This window comes from Ruminococcus flavefaciens AE3010 (assembly GCF_000526795.1).
GTDB classification, from domain to species: Bacteria; Bacillota; Clostridia; order Oscillospirales; family Ruminococcaceae; genus Ruminococcus; species Ruminococcus flavefaciens_D.
The window spans coordinates 209,088-227,979 of record NZ_JAGT01000001.1; the positions used below are offsets into that span (position 1 = coordinate 209,088).

Below are 18,892 nucleotides of genomic sequence, written 5' to 3' on the forward strand. Positions count from 1 at the left end.
CAGAATAATTCTATTCCACTCATTTATTCCACACGAAAAGTATAAAAGGCTATAAATAGCGAAAATAGCCATTTAAAAATATTCGAATCCCTCTCTGTCCGCTCAAAATAATGAGTCAGGAGAATGGCTGTTTCGCGTAAAATAGCGGGATTCAGCCATTCTTCTTTTTTACTTTGAACTGAAAATTATTTCAAATCTCAGAAATAATTTTCACGTAGAATAGGCATTTTTCAGACCTATTCCGCACAAAATTCCGCACGGAATTCATACGATAAAACATATCGGGTGTATACTGATAAGTGTTAAAATAAGCCCCCTATAACGATACGAAAGAAGCAGCTCCCGTGAGGGAGCTGCTGTTCTTTAAGATAATAAATACAGATGCATCGCATCCAAGACACTACTCTCGTCTTTATCAGATAACTAACCCCGATATTTTGAGATTTAAGGTTTCTGATACATAAAAGTATTTTTATAAAGTCAGGCAAATTATAAAAAGTTTAGTTGACTAATCATACAAAAACGGTATCAGTGCCTTGTATGAATTGCCGGTTTTTTCATATGATTTGTAAACTTTTGTCATATAACATTGAAGTGCCAATTTACAAATGGTAAAATAAATTAGAGATCGGAGGTGGGATTTTGTCAGAATATTTTATTTATTATGTTACATCTAATATTGTAGGCTGCATAATATTTGGCATCATGCTTGCGCATGACCGATTAAGCATTGATAAACAGGAGAAACAACTGAAATATGACCATGCGCTTATAGCGTTTATGCTATATTTTTTATCAGATGCAATATGGTCAGGCGTGGATTCTGGAGTATTTCCGGTAAATACATTTACAGTCTTGACGACTAATTTTATGAATTTTTTCATTATGACAGTAATCACATCGAGATGGTTAATGTATGCAATGACGGTGGAACAGTTACCGATAAGGAACAAACGAACTACGAAAATATTAATTCTTATACCATTTATTGTTTCAGTTATAGGTGTTGTTATAACATATATATTTGCACCTGATCTTCTTTTAGACGAAAACTTAAAAAACACAAAATTTTATGATGCATATCTTGTTAGTATTCCATACATTTATATTATAGCTGCTATCATATATGCAATGAAGAAAGCCATAAGAGAGAAAAATCCGATAGAAAAGAAGAACCACTTGTACATAGGTCTTTTTCCTATTATGGTTCTTGTGGCCGGACTTGCGCAAATTATATTGATGCCCCAGCTTCCGGTATTCTGTTTCAGCTGTACGATACTTATGCTTATTTATTATATTCAGTCTATGGATGCTCAGATATCTATAGATCCTCTCACAAGGCTGAACAACAGAGGCCAGCTTATACGTTTTGTTTCACAGAGTTCAAATCTGAATATAGATGGCCGAAAAACTTTTGTCATAATGATGGATATAAATGATTTCAAAATGATCAATGACACATATGGTCATGATGAAGGAGATAATGCTTTGATAATTGTGGCCGGCTCTTTGACATCGGCACTTCAGAATCACAGTTTTCCTACATTTCTCGGGCGTTACGGCGGTGATGAATTTGTGTTGATCGTACATCCTGTAACAGAAGACGAAATGAAGGAACTACTGAGTGAAATCAGAGAATGTATTATACAAAAGTGTATAGATGAGAACAAGCCCTATATATTGTCAATTGGAATAGGATTTGATGAATTTCTTGGGGGACAGGATACTTTTTCTGAGTGTATGCAGCGTGCCGACAGCAAGCTTTATCTTGACAAGGAGTACTGCAAGAGTAATGGAAAAAGTACGATTTGTAAATAATATAAAAATTGACGTTTAAGACATTATATTATGGAGGATATGTAAGATGTTATCAATGAAAGAACGTGCTTTTTTTGAGCGAATAGCTATACCTCATATATTATTCTCAAATAAAGACGGAAATATCAAAGCTGAGCTTGTGAGTGACAGCTTATGTAGCATTGTAGGTATTGACAGGGATAGTATCCTGAATAGTGCTATGAGATTGATTCATCCTGATGATGCAGAGTGCTTGTCGGTAAGTTTCAGAAGATTTATTGATGATCACAGCAGTCTTGATGTTATGATTAGAGTCTTTGATAAAAATATAAACAGCTACAAACTGATGCATGGAGAAGGTTTATGGCAGCTTTTGGAAGACGGTAGCGAGATGATATTGTTCTATTTCGACAATTCAAGAACGATTCAGAGCGGTATAAGACATATTTATAGCTGCCTTAGTGAAAAAGATCCAAATAAAGATTACAATGACGCTGTGACCGGACTTCCGAATCTGAAGTATATGCGCAGGCTTGCAGGCGAAAAACTTAAAAGTTTCGGTAATTGCGAAACGAAACAGGTTTTGATATATATCGGTGTTAAATCCATGCGTTCATATAATGATCGTTACGGATATGACAAAGGCGATAACCTTATGTTTCTTATCGCAAGGAGTATAAAAGAGGAGTTTCCTTTTTCGTTCTGCGGACGTGCTGTGGAAGATCATTTTGTTATAATGGATGAGTTTCACGGATATGACGATGTGATAAATAAAATAAATTCTGTAAATCAAAAGGTTATATCAAAGGCTTACGGTATAACAGAGGGGATTCGCGCAGGTGCTTATGTTGTAAATCCTGAAATCAAGGCAATGAATGCTTTTGATCATGTAAGGCAGGCTCTTAAAGATATCGGTAAGGATATGAATGTAGTTTGCAAATTCTATTCAGATGAGCGTGACGGTGAACTGATGGCTGAGCGTCATATCATCGAAAGTTTTGAAGATGCAATGGAAAAACAGATTATAAGAGTTTTCTATCATCCTATTCTTGATACAAAAACACAGAAGCTTTATGCATTTGAGGCGCTTGCAAGATGGAGAGATCCGGATCACGGCATGATATCCCCAGGAGATTTTATCCCTGTTCTTTCACGTTATCATCTTCTTTATAAGCTTGATCTTTATATGGTTGAGCAGGTGTGTAGGGAGTTTGAGGTCAGAAAAGAAGCAGGTCTTCCTATGGTACCTGTATCTATTAATTTCTCAGCACAGGATTTTGACTATGTTGATGTGTCTGTTAAACTGAAGGCAATAGCAGAAAAATATGGTATTAGCGCAAATGATATTATAGTTGAGATAACAGAACAGGATATAGCAAAAGGTACAAACAGCTTTAAAAAGCAGCTTTATAGTATCCGTGAAAATGGTCATCGACTATGGATAGATGATTTTGGAAGCGGCTATTCTTCACTTAATGTTCTTGGGCAGTATGAGATAGACAGGATCAAGTTCGATATGGCATTACTGCGTCATCTTGATGATAATAACGGAAAAAACCGCCGTATTATGAAGGCAATGGTCAATATGTGTAAAGAGCTTGAGATAAATACATTGGCTGAGGGTGTAGAAACTGAGCCACAGCTTAAGTTTCTGCAAGAGATAGATTGTGAGTTGGCACAGGGATTTTATTTCTTACGTCCCGAATCTATTGAGGAAATTATTAAATACATAAACGGTGATAATATGTAACAGATTAATTTTAAAAGTTATTCGAAAGGAAAAAAAGTTATAAGATATAATACATATTTGAGCCTGCATCACTACCGGCTCTTTGTGAAAATGAATTATATTGATTATGTCTTTAACGTCTATCTGTTTTATTGTATATGAAAAATAATGACTTTTATGAACATTTTCTAAATCTATAGATATTATGTTCAGACGTAAAAAGCGTATGTATATAATAAAAAATATTCAATAACAACACATTACAAATATTCTAATTTCACTTTTCTCTCTTCTAAAGAATCCTGTATTTCGAGAAAAACACCGAAATACAGGATTTTCTGTTACCTACAGAAAACAGTTTAAACTGCAATTTTGCAGTTCTGTGTGAAAAAAAAAAGGCATTTTTCACACGAATTTACACGACATAAAGGTGGTATAACGTTACTAAGAAGACAGCTCCCTCACGGGAGCTGTTGTTCTTAAAATACATATTGTTTCCACGATGACTACTTGGAGTTTCGGTTCAAGTAGGGCGTATCGATCAGCGTCGAAATGTGAATAGATAGAGCAATTCCCGCATCAGGTGATGCGGGTTTTTTATAATTTGACTTTTTTCAACTGGTACGATAAAATAAACGGAAACTGGATATATCCAAATCAGAAACTAACTGCTATAATGATAAAAAACACGAAAGTGAGGATTTTATCATGGAAGAAAGATACCAGTTAAACAAGGAGCTCGCACAAATGCTCAAAGGCGGAGTGATAATGGACGTCACAACTCCCGAACAGGCAGTCATAGCTCAGGAAGCAGGCGCTTGTGCTGTAATGGCACTTGAACGTATACCGGCTGACATCAGAGCCGCAGGCGGTGTATCGAGAATGAGTGATCCTGCTATGATACGTTCCATACAGGAGGCTGTGACTATTCCTGTCATGGCAAAATGTCGTATCGGTCACTTTGCAGAAGCTCAGATACTTGAAGCAATAGAGATAGACTACATTGACGAAAGCGAAGTCCTTTCTCCTGCCGACGATGTTTACCACGTTGATAAGCGGCAGTTCAAAGTACCGTTCGTCTGCGGTGCAAGAGACCTCGGAGAAGCTCTGCGCCGTATTGCCGAGGGAGCTTCAATGATACGCACAAAGGGCGAACCGGGCACGGGCGATATCGTGCAGGCTGTCAGACATATGAGAATGATGAATTCGCAGATACGCCACGCAGTATCTCTCAGTGAGGATGAACTGTATGAAGAAGCAAAGAAGCTGCAGGTGCCATATGATCTGCTGAAACAAGTTCATGACAGCGGCAGGCTCCCTGTTGTTAATTTTGCTGCAGGCGGTGTGGCAACTCCTGCTGATGCAGCTCTTATGATGCAGCTCGGAGCAGAGGGTGTGTTTGTAGGTTCAGGTATATTCAAATCAGGCAATCCCGTAAAACGTGCTTCGGCAATCGTTCAGGCTGTGACAAACTATACAGACGCAAAGCTGTTAGCAGAGCTTTCATCAGGACTTGGCGAAGCAATGGTCGGTATCAATGAACAGGAAATAAAGCTCATCATGGAAGAAAGGGGCAAATAATGCGTATAGGTGTTCTTGCCCTTCAGGGAGCATTTGCAGAGCATATATCCAAGCTGAAACAGATAAATGTTGAAGCATTTGAGATCCGTCAGCTAAAAGACATAAGCGGACATTTTGACGGACTTATCCTCCCCGGCGGTGAAAGTACAGCTATGCGAAAGCTGTTAGGTGATCTCTCTCTGTATGGACCGCTGAAAGAAATGATACAGAACGGCTTGCCTGTATTCGGGACCTGCGCCGGAATGATACTGCTCGCCAAAGAAATAGAGGACGAAGAGCCCTGCTTCGGAACCCTTGATATTACCGTAAAACGAAACGCTTACGGCAGACAGCTCGGCAGTTTTCGCTGTGTTGATGAGTTTGCAGGAAAAGAAATTGAAATGCCGTCTATCCGTGCGCCCTATGCAGAACGTGTTGGAGAGGGTGTGAACGTGCTTTCCAGAATCAAAGGAAAAATAGTTGCTGTACAGCAGGATAATCAGCTTGCGACAGCCTTCCACCCTGAACTTACCAATGATACGTCTGTATACGAATATTTCATCAAAATGGTTGAAAACCGCCGGTAAAAGTAGTATAATCAAGGAAAAAGAACAAAGGGGTGCAGAGAATGTACATTGAGATAGACCACAGCAGCACTATCTGTGCCTATATGCAGATATATCAGGAATTGCGAAGCCGTATCATCTCGGGAGCATTTGTATACGGTGCGAAACTCCCGTCAAAGCGTGTGCTTGCAAAGGAATGTCTTGTCAGCATTATAACAGTTGAACACGCATATCAGCTCTTATGCGATGAAGGCTACTGCCGGATGAAACCGAGAAGCGGCTGTTATGTTAAGTATTGCCCGGATAACTTCTTTCCCGTATCTGACCGGCAAATGAATTCCATAATACCTGCAAATCCGGCTGTTCTCCATAATGACAATATTCCTTTTTCAACTGTATCTTCAATGCTTAGAAAAGTTATTCTCGATCGCGGCGAAAGAATACTCATGAGATCGCCTATGGGCGGCTGTACTGAGCTTCGTGACGCAATATGCCGTTACCTCGCAAGATGCCGCAACATAAACGTATCAAGCGAACAGATAATCATTGGTTCGGGTGCGGAATATCTGTACGGTCTTTGCATTCAGATGCTCGGCAGAGATAATATGATAGCTTTGGAATCTCCCTCGTATGAGAAGATACGTGCGGTGTATACCGCAAACGGCGCTGTCTGCGATATGCTCGAAATGGACAGCGAGGGTATCCGTACCGATGAGCTTGAACGCACACAGGCAAAGATACTCCATGTTACGCCGTTCAACAGCTTTCCGAGCCTTATAACTGCATCTGCTGAACGCAGACATTATTATCTTGAATGGGCTTCTCATAGAAATGCGGTGATCATCGAAGACGACTACGACTCGGAATTTACTCTGAACGGAAAAGCACCACAGACGCTTTTCGCTCAAACGACTGACGAGAACGTGATCTATATCAACACCTTTTCCAAAACGATAGCCCCATCGCTGAGAGCAGGATATATGGTTCTTCCTAAGAAATATCTGACATTGTACAATGATAGAGTAGGCTTTTATTCCTGTACTGTACCTATGCTAGAACAGTTTTTTCTTGCTGAATGGCTTGACAGCGGAGAGTTTGAACGCACGATCAGCCGCATAAGGAATAAAACATGATGAGATTGATTTCTGAGAAATCCAATAATTCTGAAGTGAGTCTATCCTAAAATTTGTGTAAACTTCTGAAGTAGTGTATAATAGAAGAGACACTACTTCGGAGGTTTTAATTATGGGAAGAAGACGAAGAAATGAAACAGAAGAGCAGCGTGCAAGAAGAGAACTGATAAGCGATTTTCTATCGGCAGCGAATATCCAGAGCATGCACACGACTGAAAGGCAGTATAACGATAATAAAAGAAGCCAGCTCCCGTGAGGGTAATGTCATTAAGCTAAGGAAAAGTAAAATAATCACAGGAATCAAAGATCCTGTGATTATTTTTTATGTATATAATGTAAATTTTTGCAAAAAGGTATTGACAAAAAGCCAAAAATGTGCGGCGCAGCTAATCAGATATACACATCTGATTGGAGGTTTTACCGTGCAAAAATACTGTAATATCGTCAAAAACAAGCTTAATACTCTTATCAGCAACATGGAGAAAAATAACTCTGATTTCGTAGTTGATCCTAAGAGAGATTTTGTTCGTAAAAGTGAGCTATCTTTCTCAAAAACATTGAGATTCATTCTCGGAATGGGCAGCCAGACACTTGGCAAGGAGCTTGTAGAATTCTATGATTATGATTCAAAAATGGTATCTGTGTCTGCTATCGTTCAGAGAAGAGCTAAAATACTTCCTGCTGCTTTTCAGTATCTGTTCCATAAATTCAATGAAACATTTTCTCAAACCAATTTCTTTCACGGCTACAGGCTTTATGCTGTGGACGGTTCTGATATACATATTCCTACTGATCCTGATGATAAGGATACTTTTTATCGTGCAAATAATGATGTAAAAGGCTATAACCTCATGCATCTGAATGCTTTGTATGACATTATGAACCGTAGATATATCGATGCTGTATTACAGGACAGTCGCAATGAAAATGAGCATTCTGCTCTCATAAGTATGCTTGAAAATATCGGACATGAGTCCATTATCGTTGCGGATAGAGGATATGAATCCTACAACACGATCGCTCATCTTGAAAATAACGGCTTGAAATATGTGATGCGCATCAAGACAAGCGGTGGAATTGCTCATAAATTCAACATTCCCCATAATGAGGAAGCTGATTTTGCTGCAAATATTATTATTACAAGAAGACAAACTAATGAAGTTAAGGCTAATCCTGAACTTTATCGTTATCTTCCGCACTCTTCAAATTTCGACTTCCTTCCGAAAGAATCGAAAGATACATATCCTCTTAAATTCAGGATAATAAGGCTCAAGATATCTGAAGATAACTATGAAACCATTGTTACCAATCTCTGTGATGATGAGTTCTCTGCCGAAGATATAAAGATGATATACAAAATGCGCTGGGGGATCGAGACTTCATTCAGAGAACTGAAGTACCAGGTTGGTCTTATTGCTTTCCATTCAAAGAAAAAGGACTGCGTGATACAGGAAATCTTTGCAAGTCTTATCATGTATAACTTATCTATGCTGATTACCGAAAATATCACCATAGATGACGATAAGCATAATGATTACCGCTATAAAATCAATTATGCTTTTGCTATACATATCTGCATCAAATTCTTTCGCTCTGCACACGCAAATCCTTTTCTTTTGGAAGAGCTGATAGCAAGAAACAAGTGCCCTGTCAGACCTGATCGTATTGCTGATAGGAAAACTCGATATCATTCTGCTATTCCCTTCAACTACAGACTATCATAATTCTTCGATTATGTCAATCTTTTTTCAGGCAGATCTCGGATCTGTCTTTTCGTCATGCATTTTTTGCGAATGTAACAGCAGGAGTATGTCTGGTCATATTCCAAACATACTCCTGTTCTTTTTCGTATTTGATTAGCTTAATGACATTACCCGTGAGGGAGCTGTTGTTCTTTTTGTGCTGTTAATTTAGAATTTGAAGAATACTTACAATGTCTATTCATTAATCATTTTCAAAATATTTTTTAAAAATCCTTGACAAAGTGTAACGCAGTTGATATAATTGTATAAAAGGTAGTTATACAATTTAGACTTTGCTGTCCGGAAAGCAGGTAAAGTTATATAACCACAAGGAGTGTACACTAAAATGAATATTAACATCAGTAACTCATCCGGTGAGCCTATCTATATACAGATAGCAAACCAGATAAAGACTATGATACTGGAGGGAAAGCTAAAAGAGGGCGAAGTTCTGCCCTCTATGCGAATTCTCGCAACTGAGCTCCGTATTAGTTTTATGACAACCAAACGCGCATATGAGGAGCTTGAACGTGATGGCTTTATTGAAAGCTATACTGGAAAGGGCTCTTTCGTAAAGGCGCAGAACATAGAGCTTTATCGGGAAGAGCAGATCAAAAGTATAGAATCTCTACTCATGGAAGCAGGCGATTCAGCACGCAAGATAGGCGTTACAATGGAGGAACTTCACGAATTGCTCGACCTTGTTAACGGAGGGGAATAATATGAATGACTATGTAAACGCTGTTGAGATCAAGGGCGTTACAAAAAAATATGACGGCTTTACGCTGGATAATATAAGCTTTGATATACCTAAGGGCTGTATCATGGGCTTTATCGGGCAGAATGGTGCTGGCAAAACTACTACTATTCGCAGTTTGCTCCACATTACCGATATAAATGATGGCGAGATCAAACTGCTCGGTCTTGACCATATTAAGGACGAAAATGCAATAAAAAAGCGTATCGCCGTGGTGTTTGACGAGCTGCCGTTCCATGATGTGTTCAATGCAAAGGATATGGCACGAATCTTCGAGGGTATGTACCCTGAATGGGATAATGCTGCATATTTAAATTATATTGAGCGCTTTCAGCTCCCCCAGAAAAAGAGAATAGGCCAGTTCTCCAAGGGTATGAAAATGAAATTGCAGATAGCCTGCGCCCTATCTCATAATGCAGAGCTTCTTGTTATGGACGAAGCAACTACAGGACTTGACCCTGTTGTACGTGACGAGATACTGCACATATTTATGGAGTATCTGCAAAACGGCGAGCGCTCTATCCTGATGTCCTCGCATATTACCTCTGACCTTGAAAAGATAGCCGATATGGTGACTTTCATTGACAAAGGCAGGATACTTCTTACAGGCTACAAGGATGAAATTATCGAGAAGCACGGTATCCTCAAATGCGACAAAGACAAGATACAAGAGATAGACGCTGAGGATATCGTCAGCATACGCACCAACAATTTTGGTGCAGAGGTCATGGTGACTAACCGTGAGAGTGCTTCCTGCAAATATCGTGACTGCGTGATAGACCCGGCAAGCCTTGACGATATCATGCTTTACTATGTTCACCGTGATGCAAAGGAGTGGTCGTAATGGAACTATACAGATCGCTGATATATCGTGAATTAATGTTGACACGCAAACGATTTATTCTTATGCTGATACTGTTTCTGCTGCTGGCGTTGCTGATGATGACTCCACTTATACTCGTCTTTATCTTCAAACCTGTCGAAGGTGAGGAATCGCCTTTAGAAATGATACCTCTTTTTGTGGGAATAGTAGCACTGACAGTCGGATTTATGGCAGGTACGAATAACGGCTTACAGAAAGCGGACATCAATTCGGGGTGGAAGCGATATTCCTTTGTTCTGCCGCCGACAGCAAAACAGCAGGCTCTGTCCGATCTACTGACGAAGCTATGCTATATTCTGTTCTTCGGACTGTTATCATTGGCTTTTGAATTTGTATACACTGCAGCAGCGGATTATTCCAATTTCGGTATCATGCTGTATATTTATATGCTGAATATTTATCTCGGCGCTGTCTGTGCCGTGATGCTGGTCGATATTGCTTACAGCTATATCATGATGTTCGCAAAGGATAAAACCCAATTGAAGCTGATAGGCACACTTGCCTTTGTCGGCGCAGGTGTTGTATTAAGAGTTTTTGACTTGTTTCCCGGGATGAATAATGATGATAAGTCTGCCAAGGACGGTGCTATGATCTCGCAAGAAATGGTCAACAAATTTGACACTATTTTGTGCTCAAAAAAAACATTGCTCTGCATATCAGCTGTTTTTGTAGTTTTATGTATATTATTCTTCCTTGCGATGTGGAGATCGCACGAAAGGAGAGAGCCGTAATGACAGGACTGGTTTACAAGGAATGGAAGCAGAATCGATGGTTTATTCTATCTATGATGCTTTGCGGATTTGCTCCGTTGTTTGTTCTGCTGTTGATGCGTGGAGAAATATCTAATATAGGTAATGCTCCGCTTCGTATCGGCGGACTGATAGCAGGATTTCTTGTGGCAGGTGCTTTGCAGATGCTGGTACTGCGCGGCGATGACCGCAAGCTGTGGGGCTATTGGATAACTGCAACACCTGAAGGCTACAAGGGATTTCTCCGTTTGAAGTATGAGATGATATTTGCTATGGTGGTATTGTTTCTGTTTTCACTGCAATGTGTGGACAGAGGGTACTGTGCTGTTGCCGCAGATATGGGAATTACAGAGATTGAAGAAGTCAGCGGCATTGCCGTTCCACTCTGCTTTGTGCAGATACTTTCCCGTGCCATTGACATTCCTTTTGTCTATCGTTTTGGAAGTAAAAAAGGAAGTATTATCAAAATGATCTTTATGGTCACGGGAGCTGTTGTCATTTCAGTATTAATGATACTGAATGCAGAGCATTTTGATACGGTCATTGAGATGTGCAAAAAGGTATTCAATGTACAGAATAGCTCTCTGATACTGTCGGTCTGTCTGGTAGTATGTCTTGCGCTGTACTATCTTTCTTACCGTATTACTTGCAGGCTGTATCTGAAAGGAGTGGAGCAGTATGACCACTAAAAAAGAAAATGCGAAACGGCTCGGAATCTATCTGCTGATCGTATTTGCTTTCATGCTGTTTTACATTCTTTGCGCCAAGCTCATGCACCATTCAAATACGGTATACTACATCATATACATGATATTTTCATTTTCTCCTGCGATAGCAAGCCTTATCACAAGAGCTGTTACCAAAGAAGGCTTCCGCGATATGAAACTGCACCTGCACCTTACAGGCAATATCAGGTATTATCTGCTTGCATTCGGGCTTCCGCTGATATTCTTTTCAGCAAGGATACTGCTCCCCATTATCGTAAGCGGACACAGCAATTGGCTAGGCGTATTCACAGTTCAGGATGCGGTGGCAAGTGTATTCATGCTTGCGGCATTATCGGTTGTTCAGTCAATCGGTCTGCTTGGTGAGGAGCTTGGCTGGCGTGGATATATGAATCAGAAAATGGAGCCGCTATTCGGCACGGTCGGCACCTGTTTGTTCGGCGGTGTCGTGTGGAGCCTGTGGCATCTGCCAATGGATCTGGCAGGCTGGCTTGACGGTGAAGATACATTTTCCGATACGCTGATGACGTGCGGCGGAAGAATGCTCTTACTGACGTGCTTCGGTACATTCTTGATGTGGCTGACAAAAAAGACGGATAGCGTATTTCCTGCGGTGGTGGCGCATTTTATGTATAATGAAAGTCAGGGCGCTGTCATGAGTCTTTTAGCACAGGGCAATATACCTGAGAATACTTCTCTTCCATTATGGACAGATGTTATGAGATATTTACCTTTGCTTGTCATAGCTGTGATATTTATGATATTACTTTTGAAAAACAAGAAAAAAGAGATTAAAACATTATAATGTTATGAAAGAAGCAGCTCCCGCACGCGGGAGCTGCTGTTCTTATATTCACTGTACAATCTGCCGTCGTTTACAGCTCGATACGTTCAGGGAACGCTTTTTTTCGCATGATTCCCCACATCTTGTCTATATAGGACAAGGTATAGAAATTCTCATAGTAGTGGTAATAGAAAGCGCCCTTCAGTGTCATTTCATAGGTGCCGTCATGTTCTTTAATAAAGCCGCATAATTTCGCAAGCCATAATTCAAAGCCGTACATTTTCTTCAGCGGCACTCCGAAAAAGTTCTCAAAATCCATTGTATTCACTTTTGTACTGTATGCCGTCCAGAATAGCCAGTAAATCATTCTCTGACGCTTAGTAAAGCGTATAGTCAGAGATGTAGCGAGGTCTCCGGAACCTATCCTTTCGCAGTACGAGCCCACATCAAAAGTATTTATCTTGAACTGCTCTTTGAATAAACTCGTTGCAGAACAGCCGAACCCCAAAAAATTATCTCGGGTCATTGAGGAATAGTTTGCATCAGACCTGCTTGAAAATGTCCAGATGGAGCTTCTGGAATATCCCTGCCTGTAGCAGTACTCAGTAATAGCATCCAAAAGTTTCCGTTTCTCTTTTTTTGGCAATGTAGAAATTTGACTTTCTGTAAAAGTGAAATCGATAAACGGGTAAATGGCAATATGATTAGCCCCCAATGAAAAAGCCATGTCAATATCAGATCTCAGATCATCATAGGTCTGTCCGGGCAATGCAAAGATAAAGTCCATAGATACTGTTTCAAAATGGACTTCCGTCAATGCAGCCTTCATCGCATCGGTATCTATTGCCTTTCTGCCGAGGATCTTCTGATACTTGCTGCAGAATGATTGAATTCCGATGCTGATCTTTGTTACTCCTGCATCTTTCAGTACTTGCAGAACATCCGCATTCACATTATCGGGATGAAGCTCAACACCTATCCCCTCCGTGATGATGAAGTGTTCATTCAGCGCATCTATGATCTCTTTTATTCGGTTTGCAGCCAGTGCCGGTGTTCCGCCGCCGAAATAGAGACTGGTTGCTTCCTTTCGCTTAGTATTCTGACCTCCGATAAGATGTATCTCTTCAATCAGAGAATTTATGTATCTGTCACATTGTTCGGCAGAATACAGCGTCTTGCAATAAGGGCAGAAGTTGCAGATACTTTTGCAGAACGGGATATGAACATACAGTCCAAGATTATCGCATTCTTCATACGGCAGTATCTGGTCATATTCATTTCTGAACGTAAACGGCTTCACAGACTTTGTAAGCCACATTCTCGTTAAACTTGTTATGATACTCATATTACTCTAAATAAATTTAAGATATGTACGAAGCATCTCAAGGATTATTCTGAGATTGCCACGGAACAGAAGTGTGTATTCAGCAACAAAAAAGTATCCGCAATGTTCGCAAAGTCCCGGTACATCTATACAGCGTCCGCATACAGAAACCTTCCCGTTTTCCATAACCACGCACTGATGACACGGTGTAGGGAAACTGTTTTCAATAATATACGGAAAAGCACTTGTGAGGTTGAATACCGGTGCTCCTTCTTTCATCATCTGTTTTATCGTATCGCAGCATTTTGCCTTTTCTGTTTTGCTCAGAGCCAGTTCCTTTGTGTCTGGATAAGGTGTATGGAAATTGAAAGATACTGCACGAACATTTTGCGTATCACGGGCTGTTGTGCATACATCCCGGATACATTTCTTGTTGATCTGATTTACAGCCATGTAGAAACAGATATTGTCAGCAGTGGCGCTGCTGATGTTCTTCATGATCGTATCGTATGTGTCACCACGGATCTCATTATGACGCTCCTTGTCTCCGTCAAGACTTAAAAGAATCAGATCAGCCTCAGGCAGATCAATCGGGAACGTACCATTTGTGACCACATTCACAATGAGAAATCCCATTCTTTTCGCTTCAATGACCAAGTCTCTCAGGGTGCGTTCGCCGTCCTTCCATAGGAATGTTTCACCGCCGCAGAAGAACAGTATACGGATACCCATATTATAGAGCTGCTGCATTTCCTTTCGTATCTGTTCATACGGATGAACGATCGCCGTAATGTTATTGACAGAGCAGTGCTTACAGTGCAGGTTGCATTTGTCGGTAACGATCACAGTTCCGAGGATCGGGGCTTTCTTTCTGAACAGGATTGTCTTTGTGCCAAAAGCGGCAAGGTATAAAAAAGATGAAATTTTCATAAGTTATCTCCTTTTATGTTATCAGACGTATCCTTTTTGTGATCCAATTGTATAATTCCGTCAGCTTTTCTGACTTAAAGAAGTATATAATCTCTTTTTCGCCCGCCTGCATCACTGGTATTCTGTGGTATATGGCGTTTATTGCCAATGTATTAACTATATCTTGATGCTAAGGCCAACTCTCATCTGTACAAGTTTATCTCCGAGGTCTTTTTTCATTATCCTGTATGCGCGTTCCTTTGTACAATGCCCTGTACAGATAAGGTCAACTCTCATACTGTCAAGAGCTTGTGCAATATCGTGTATTTCCGAAGCAGGCTTTGTGAAAAGATGAAATCCTCCAATAATAGCATAAATATGCTTGTCAGGAAATGTTTTTCGGACTTCATTGACAATATTTATCACTCCGCCGTGAGAACAGGAATTCAGTATAACAAGCCCTTTTGAAGAATCAATCACAAGACTCTGCTCATGCGAAAAGTCATCGGGTATAAATCCATGCGGAGTACGTCTGTACATACCGCCTTTTTCCCCGATAAGTGAAAGTCCCTCCGTCTTGTGCGGTATCAGGTATACTCCGTCCATAATGGTATAATCTCCAGAGGCCATGACTATCCTGTCATGATATTCAGAGATCATTTCATGGGGGATTCCTGCATAAAAGTGCAGAAAACCTATCTTTCCGTAGCAGTTATCGGAGGTACCGTCTCTCAGATAGAATTTAGCCTTTGAATTATTTCTGAAAAAAGCCGGCATGCCGTTTGCATGATCGCAATGTGCATGACTGAGTACAGCATGATCCACATCGGCAACATCCATACCGAGCTTTTTCAGATTCTTTATAAACAAATCGGAACCGCCTGTGTCAAGAAGTATCTTTTTTCCCGAATATTCGATAAGCAGTGATAATCCCCATTCACTGCCAAGTCTTTTATTTTTATCCCGTTTGTTATCAACGATCACTGTGATATTTGTATTCATTATCCGTCATCCATTTACGCAAATAATATTGTCTGTCGTTCTTAACTGATGATATTATTATATCATATCTATCAAAAAAGTACAATGCTATTTGTAAACCAATAGTATCATAACTATGTCAATAGCCCACGGTCTATTGACATACCCCAAAAGTATGTCATATAAGTTTTTTTTTGACTTTTGGAATATTGCTAATTAAAGCGATTCCTTATTGAAAGGGAAGAGGAGCAAGTAATAGTTGGAATTCAAAATTAATCATGGTATTAAAGTAAGATATGAGGAGACAATTAATAATTCAATAATTGAAAGAGAACAGCTATAGCAGAAATGATTTTCAATCAGAATAATTCTATTCCACTCATTTATTCCACACGAAAATTATAAAAGGCTATAAATAGGCGAAAATAGCTCTTTAAAAATATTCGAATCCCTCTCTGTCCGCCAGAATTAAAAAGCCTGTATTTCGAGGGAAACACCGAAATACAGGCTTTTCTGTTACCTACAGAAAACAGTTTTAAATGAAAATTTGCAGTCCCGTGTGCACAAAAAACAGGTGTAATGCACACGAAATGCACACGGAATGCACACGACTGAAAGACAGTATAACGATAATAAAAGAAGCCAGCTCCCGTAATGGGAGCTGTTGTTCTTATATAGCGTTCATCTTACTTTTTATGGTTAGCTTTATTGTACTTGGCTATCTTTTTGAATTTTTCCTCTTTTGCTGCCAGATATCCTTCGGCATCTTCAGAATAAGCGTTTTCAATTTTCAGCTTTTCATAAGATGACAGCCGCTCCTCTGAAAGTTCACCATTTTTGATAGCAGCCTGTACTGCACATCCGAGTTCAGATTTGTGAGTACAGTTCTTGAAACGGCACTTTGCTGAAAGTTCCTCGATATCTTCAAATGCAGCCGAAAGTCCTTCACTGCTGTCCCACATTCCCATTTCACGCATACCAGGCGTATCAATGACCATAGTGCCGCTTGGAAGCATAAGCAGTTCACGGTGAGTAGTGGTATGTCTGCCCTTGTCATCGTTACGCAGTCCGTTCGTATCAAGCCTGTCATCTCCCAGAAGGTGATTGATAAGCGTTGATTTGCCGACACCTGAGGAACCTACAAAAGCAAGTGTCTTTCCTACTTTCAGATATGGCGTGATCTGGCTGTAACCGTCAGGTTCAGCGACTGATGTCGTAATTATATCAACTCCGACTGCAACGCTTTCTATCTGAGCGATCTTTGCATCAACTTCATCGCAAAGGTCAGTCTTCGTCAACAGTACAACAGGAACAGCACCGCTGTCCCATGCGGCAGTCATATATCTTTCGATACGTCTTATGTTGAAATCGTTATTGAGTGACATACACAGAAATACTGTATCTATATTTGCGGCAACGACCTGTTCAGTGTTTGACTTTCCAGCAGCTTTACGGATAAATACGCTTGTTCTTGGAAGAACATTATGTATCACAGCCCTGTCGCCGCCGGTTATATCAGCCATAACATAATCGCCTACGGCAGGGAAATCAGATACAGTTATGGCATCATATCTGAATTTGCCGGATACCTGCGCCTGCATCATTCCGTCTTTATGTATGACATGATAAAGATCTTTTTCCTGCAAAACTACACGGCATACTGTAAGATCTGGATATTCTGCGCTAAACGCCTCATATACAGGCGGTAAGTTCTCTAATTTCATTTGTTTCTCCTATCTGTTCAGTGCTCACTTTTTGGGAGTTTGAAAAGCATTATCCCCTTTATTATCAGCAGCAGGAACGCTACTGTTGCCGCATAGGGTATTCTTGCCATAGTCAGGAACAATACCGCGATAATGCTAAGTACAAGCGATGTGCCAGTAACTGTGCTTCTGCCCTTTTCTATGTTCCTGTAATTCATAAACAACTTCACTGCACCGATGATTATAAGTATTGAAAACAGTCCCCAGCATACACAGCTTATCCCGAACGATATATGCGTGTAATCAAACAGTGCAACTGCCGAGACTGTTTCTCCTACCTTTTTAGGATAAAGCGGCAGAAGAATAAGCATAATGCTCATTATATCGACTACACCTATCAGCAGGTCGATCATTTTACCAATATTTGAACGGTTCTCGTCTTTTGCCGCAGTAATGAGTTCCTCCGACGACAGAAGCTCATCTATGGTCACAGAAAAGAACTTTGATATCTCTTTCAGCGAATCAATATTCGGATATCCCTTTCCCGACTCCCACTTAGAGATAGCTGTACGGGAAACGTAGAGTTCCTTTGCAAGTTCCTCCTGAGTTAAGCCTTTTTTCTTCCTTAATTCCTGCAATTTCTCGTGAAATTCCATTTTCTTTTCTCCGTTAGTTATTTTTGTCAGTGAGGTGGACAGCACCATGATATATTAAGTACAGTCCAGAGCTCAGCAGGACAGAGCCTGCTATATCTGTCAGCCAGTGTACTCCCGCAACAGTGCGTCCCACCACCATAAATGCTGTGAATAAGACCGTAAACGCATAAATACCGTATTTGACTTTAGTATTCCTTATCCTGCGATGCACCTGAAAAGCTAACGTAGGCATTACGCTCATAACAAGAAGCGTTGTTGAAGACGGGTAAGAAGCCTCCATACGTCCTTCTATAAGTATCGGTCGGTAGTTTATAGGTATCATCTCAAATATGAGATAACCGAATATCACAAGGATATAGTAAATACCAAGCAGGATAATATCCTTATCAACTTTAAGAAGACTTCTCCGCTTTATGAGCTGAACCAGACCGACAACTCCGAATATCATACAGATAAAGATCGGCACAAGTCCAAGCCAGTCGGTGACAGTATACACCCACATATGAACGCCTGTCATTTTATGGAACCACACGTTCAGACCTGCAAACCCGATGTCCGTTCCGTTCTGTCCCACTGCCTGAACATCAACTGTCTGTATCAGTACAGTCCAGACTGCAAACAGTACCAGCATTATCATGCCTGTGATCAATATGTTCTTTTCATTCTTTTTCATAATTCCGTGTTCCTTTCAGATGATTGCCTTTCGACTGATCTCATGGTAACACGGGGACTGAAAAAAGTAAAGAACCGTACGGTCACACCCATGACACGAATCGTAACATATGCGATATTTCGCCATTTGCAGCACATCTGCCGATTCTGCCGTCACGACATTTTTGATGACTTCAGCTTGATTATATTATAACCGAAAGGTGATATTCCGTCAACCCAATA

The 18,892-nt window shown here is 40.3% G+C and carries 18 protein-coding genes; 12 read left to right on the forward strand and 6 right to left on the reverse strand.

What is annotated here, in order from left to right:
* Positions 1–642 precede the first annotated feature (642 nt).
* The 12 genes from N774_RS0100990 to N774_RS0101045 all read left to right on the forward strand — a co-directional run bounded on the left by N774_RS0100990 (position 643) and on the right by N774_RS0101045 (position 12,446).
* Positions 643–1,818, forward strand: a complete 1,176-nt coding sequence (locus tag N774_RS0100990) for a GGDEF domain-containing protein (RefSeq protein WP_024859440.1) — start codon at positions 643–645, stop codon at positions 1,816–1,818.
* A gap of 55 nt (positions 1,819–1,873) precedes the next feature.
* Positions 1,874–3,547 carry a sensor domain-containing phosphodiesterase gene (locus N774_RS0100995; RefSeq protein ID WP_196231512.1) on the forward strand — a complete coding sequence of 558 codons (1,674 nt, stop codon included), beginning with the start codon at positions 1,874–1,876 and terminating at the stop codon, positions 3,545–3,547.
* Positions 3,548–4,234: 687 nt separating this feature from the next.
* A complete protein-coding gene (pdxS, locus tag N774_RS0101000; RefSeq protein WP_024859442.1) occupies positions 4,235–5,107 on the forward strand; it encodes a pyridoxal 5'-phosphate synthase lyase subunit PdxS in 873 nt (290 codons plus the stop codon).
* Positions 5,107–5,673 (forward strand): pyridoxal 5'-phosphate synthase glutaminase subunit PdxT, encoded by a 567-nt coding sequence (pdxT, locus tag N774_RS0101005; RefSeq protein WP_024859443.1) that lies wholly within the window; start codon positions 5,107–5,109, stop codon positions 5,671–5,673. Before pdxS ends, pdxT begins: the two co-directional genes overlap by 1 nt.
* A 41-nt stretch (positions 5,674–5,714) precedes the next feature.
* Positions 5,715–6,785, forward strand: a complete 1,071-nt coding sequence (locus tag N774_RS0101010; RefSeq protein WP_019679676.1) for a PLP-dependent aminotransferase family protein — start codon at positions 5,715–5,717, stop codon at positions 6,783–6,785.
* A 112-nt stretch (positions 6,786–6,897) separates the two neighbouring features.
* Positions 6,898–7,041 carry a hypothetical protein gene (locus tag N774_RS19055; protein WP_155250329.1) on the forward strand — a complete coding sequence of 48 codons (144 nt, stop codon included), beginning with the start codon at positions 6,898–6,900 and terminating at the stop codon, positions 7,039–7,041.
* Between the two features lie 220 nt (positions 7,042–7,261).
* Positions 7,262–8,509 (forward strand): IS4 family transposase, encoded by a 1,248-nt coding sequence (locus N774_RS0101020; protein ID WP_155250330.1) that lies wholly within the window; start codon positions 7,262–7,264, stop codon positions 8,507–8,509.
* 364 nt (positions 8,510–8,873) lie between these two features.
* The gene (locus N774_RS0101025; RefSeq protein ID WP_024859445.1) at positions 8,874–9,248 is read left to right on the forward strand and encodes a GntR family transcriptional regulator; all 375 of its coding nucleotides are present in this window, start codon (positions 8,874–8,876) and stop codon (positions 9,246–9,248) included.
* A gap of 1 nt (position 9,249) precedes the next feature.
* The gene (locus tag N774_RS0101030) at positions 9,250–10,128 is read left to right on the forward strand and encodes an ABC transporter ATP-binding protein (RefSeq protein WP_024859446.1); all 879 of its coding nucleotides are present in this window, start codon (positions 9,250–9,252) and stop codon (positions 10,126–10,128) included.
* Positions 10,128–10,898: a hypothetical protein gene (locus tag N774_RS0101035; RefSeq protein ID WP_024859447.1), complete on the forward strand. Its 771-nt coding sequence runs from the start codon at positions 10,128–10,130 to the stop codon at positions 10,896–10,898. Before N774_RS0101030 ends, N774_RS0101035 begins: the two co-directional genes overlap by 1 nt.
* Positions 10,898–11,605: an ABC-2 transporter permease gene (locus N774_RS0101040; RefSeq protein ID WP_024859448.1), complete on the forward strand. Its 708-nt coding sequence runs from the start codon at positions 10,898–10,900 to the stop codon at positions 11,603–11,605. The genes N774_RS0101035 and N774_RS0101040 overlap by 1 nt, the downstream gene beginning before the upstream one ends.
* The gene (locus tag N774_RS0101045) at positions 11,595–12,446 is read left to right on the forward strand and encodes a CPBP family intramembrane glutamic endopeptidase (protein WP_024859449.1); all 852 of its coding nucleotides are present in this window, start codon (positions 11,595–11,597) and stop codon (positions 12,444–12,446) included. The genes N774_RS0101040 and N774_RS0101045 overlap by 11 nt, the downstream gene beginning before the upstream one ends.
* 70 nt (positions 12,447–12,516) lie before the next feature.
* Here the strand turns inward: N774_RS0101045 and N774_RS0101050 are convergent, their stop codons facing one another.
* The 6 genes from N774_RS0101050 to N774_RS0101075 form a co-directional block, all read right to left on the reverse strand.
* Positions 12,517–13,743 (reverse strand): coproporphyrinogen-III oxidase family protein, encoded by a 1,227-nt coding sequence (locus N774_RS0101050; protein WP_347495865.1) that lies wholly within the window; start codon positions 13,741–13,743, stop codon positions 12,517–12,519.
* Between the two features lie 33 nt (positions 13,744–13,776).
* Complete coding sequence (locus N774_RS0101055) at positions 13,777–14,679, reverse strand: radical SAM protein (RefSeq protein WP_024859451.1); 903 nt, start codon at positions 14,677–14,679, stop codon at positions 13,777–13,779.
* 156 nt (positions 14,680–14,835) lie between these two features.
* Positions 14,836–15,660, reverse strand: a complete 825-nt coding sequence (locus N774_RS0101060; RefSeq protein WP_037280069.1) for an MBL fold metallo-hydrolase — start codon at positions 15,658–15,660, stop codon at positions 14,836–14,838.
* A 665-nt stretch (positions 15,661–16,325) separates the two neighbouring features.
* Positions 16,326–17,363 carry a ribosome small subunit-dependent GTPase A gene (gene rsgA, locus N774_RS16550; protein WP_037280071.1) on the reverse strand — a complete coding sequence of 346 codons (1,038 nt, stop codon included), beginning with the start codon at positions 17,361–17,363 and terminating at the stop codon, positions 16,326–16,328.
* A 17-nt stretch (positions 17,364–17,380) separates the two neighbouring features.
* Positions 17,381–17,998 carry a helix-turn-helix domain-containing protein gene (locus N774_RS0101070; protein WP_024859453.1) on the reverse strand — a complete coding sequence of 206 codons (618 nt, stop codon included), beginning with the start codon at positions 17,996–17,998 and terminating at the stop codon, positions 17,381–17,383.
* A 13-nt stretch (positions 17,999–18,011) separates the two neighbouring features.
* Positions 18,012–18,671: a phosphatase PAP2 family protein gene (locus tag N774_RS0101075; RefSeq protein ID WP_024859454.1), complete on the reverse strand. Its 660-nt coding sequence runs from the start codon at positions 18,669–18,671 to the stop codon at positions 18,012–18,014.
* Between the last annotated feature and the right edge of the window lie 221 nt (positions 18,672–18,892).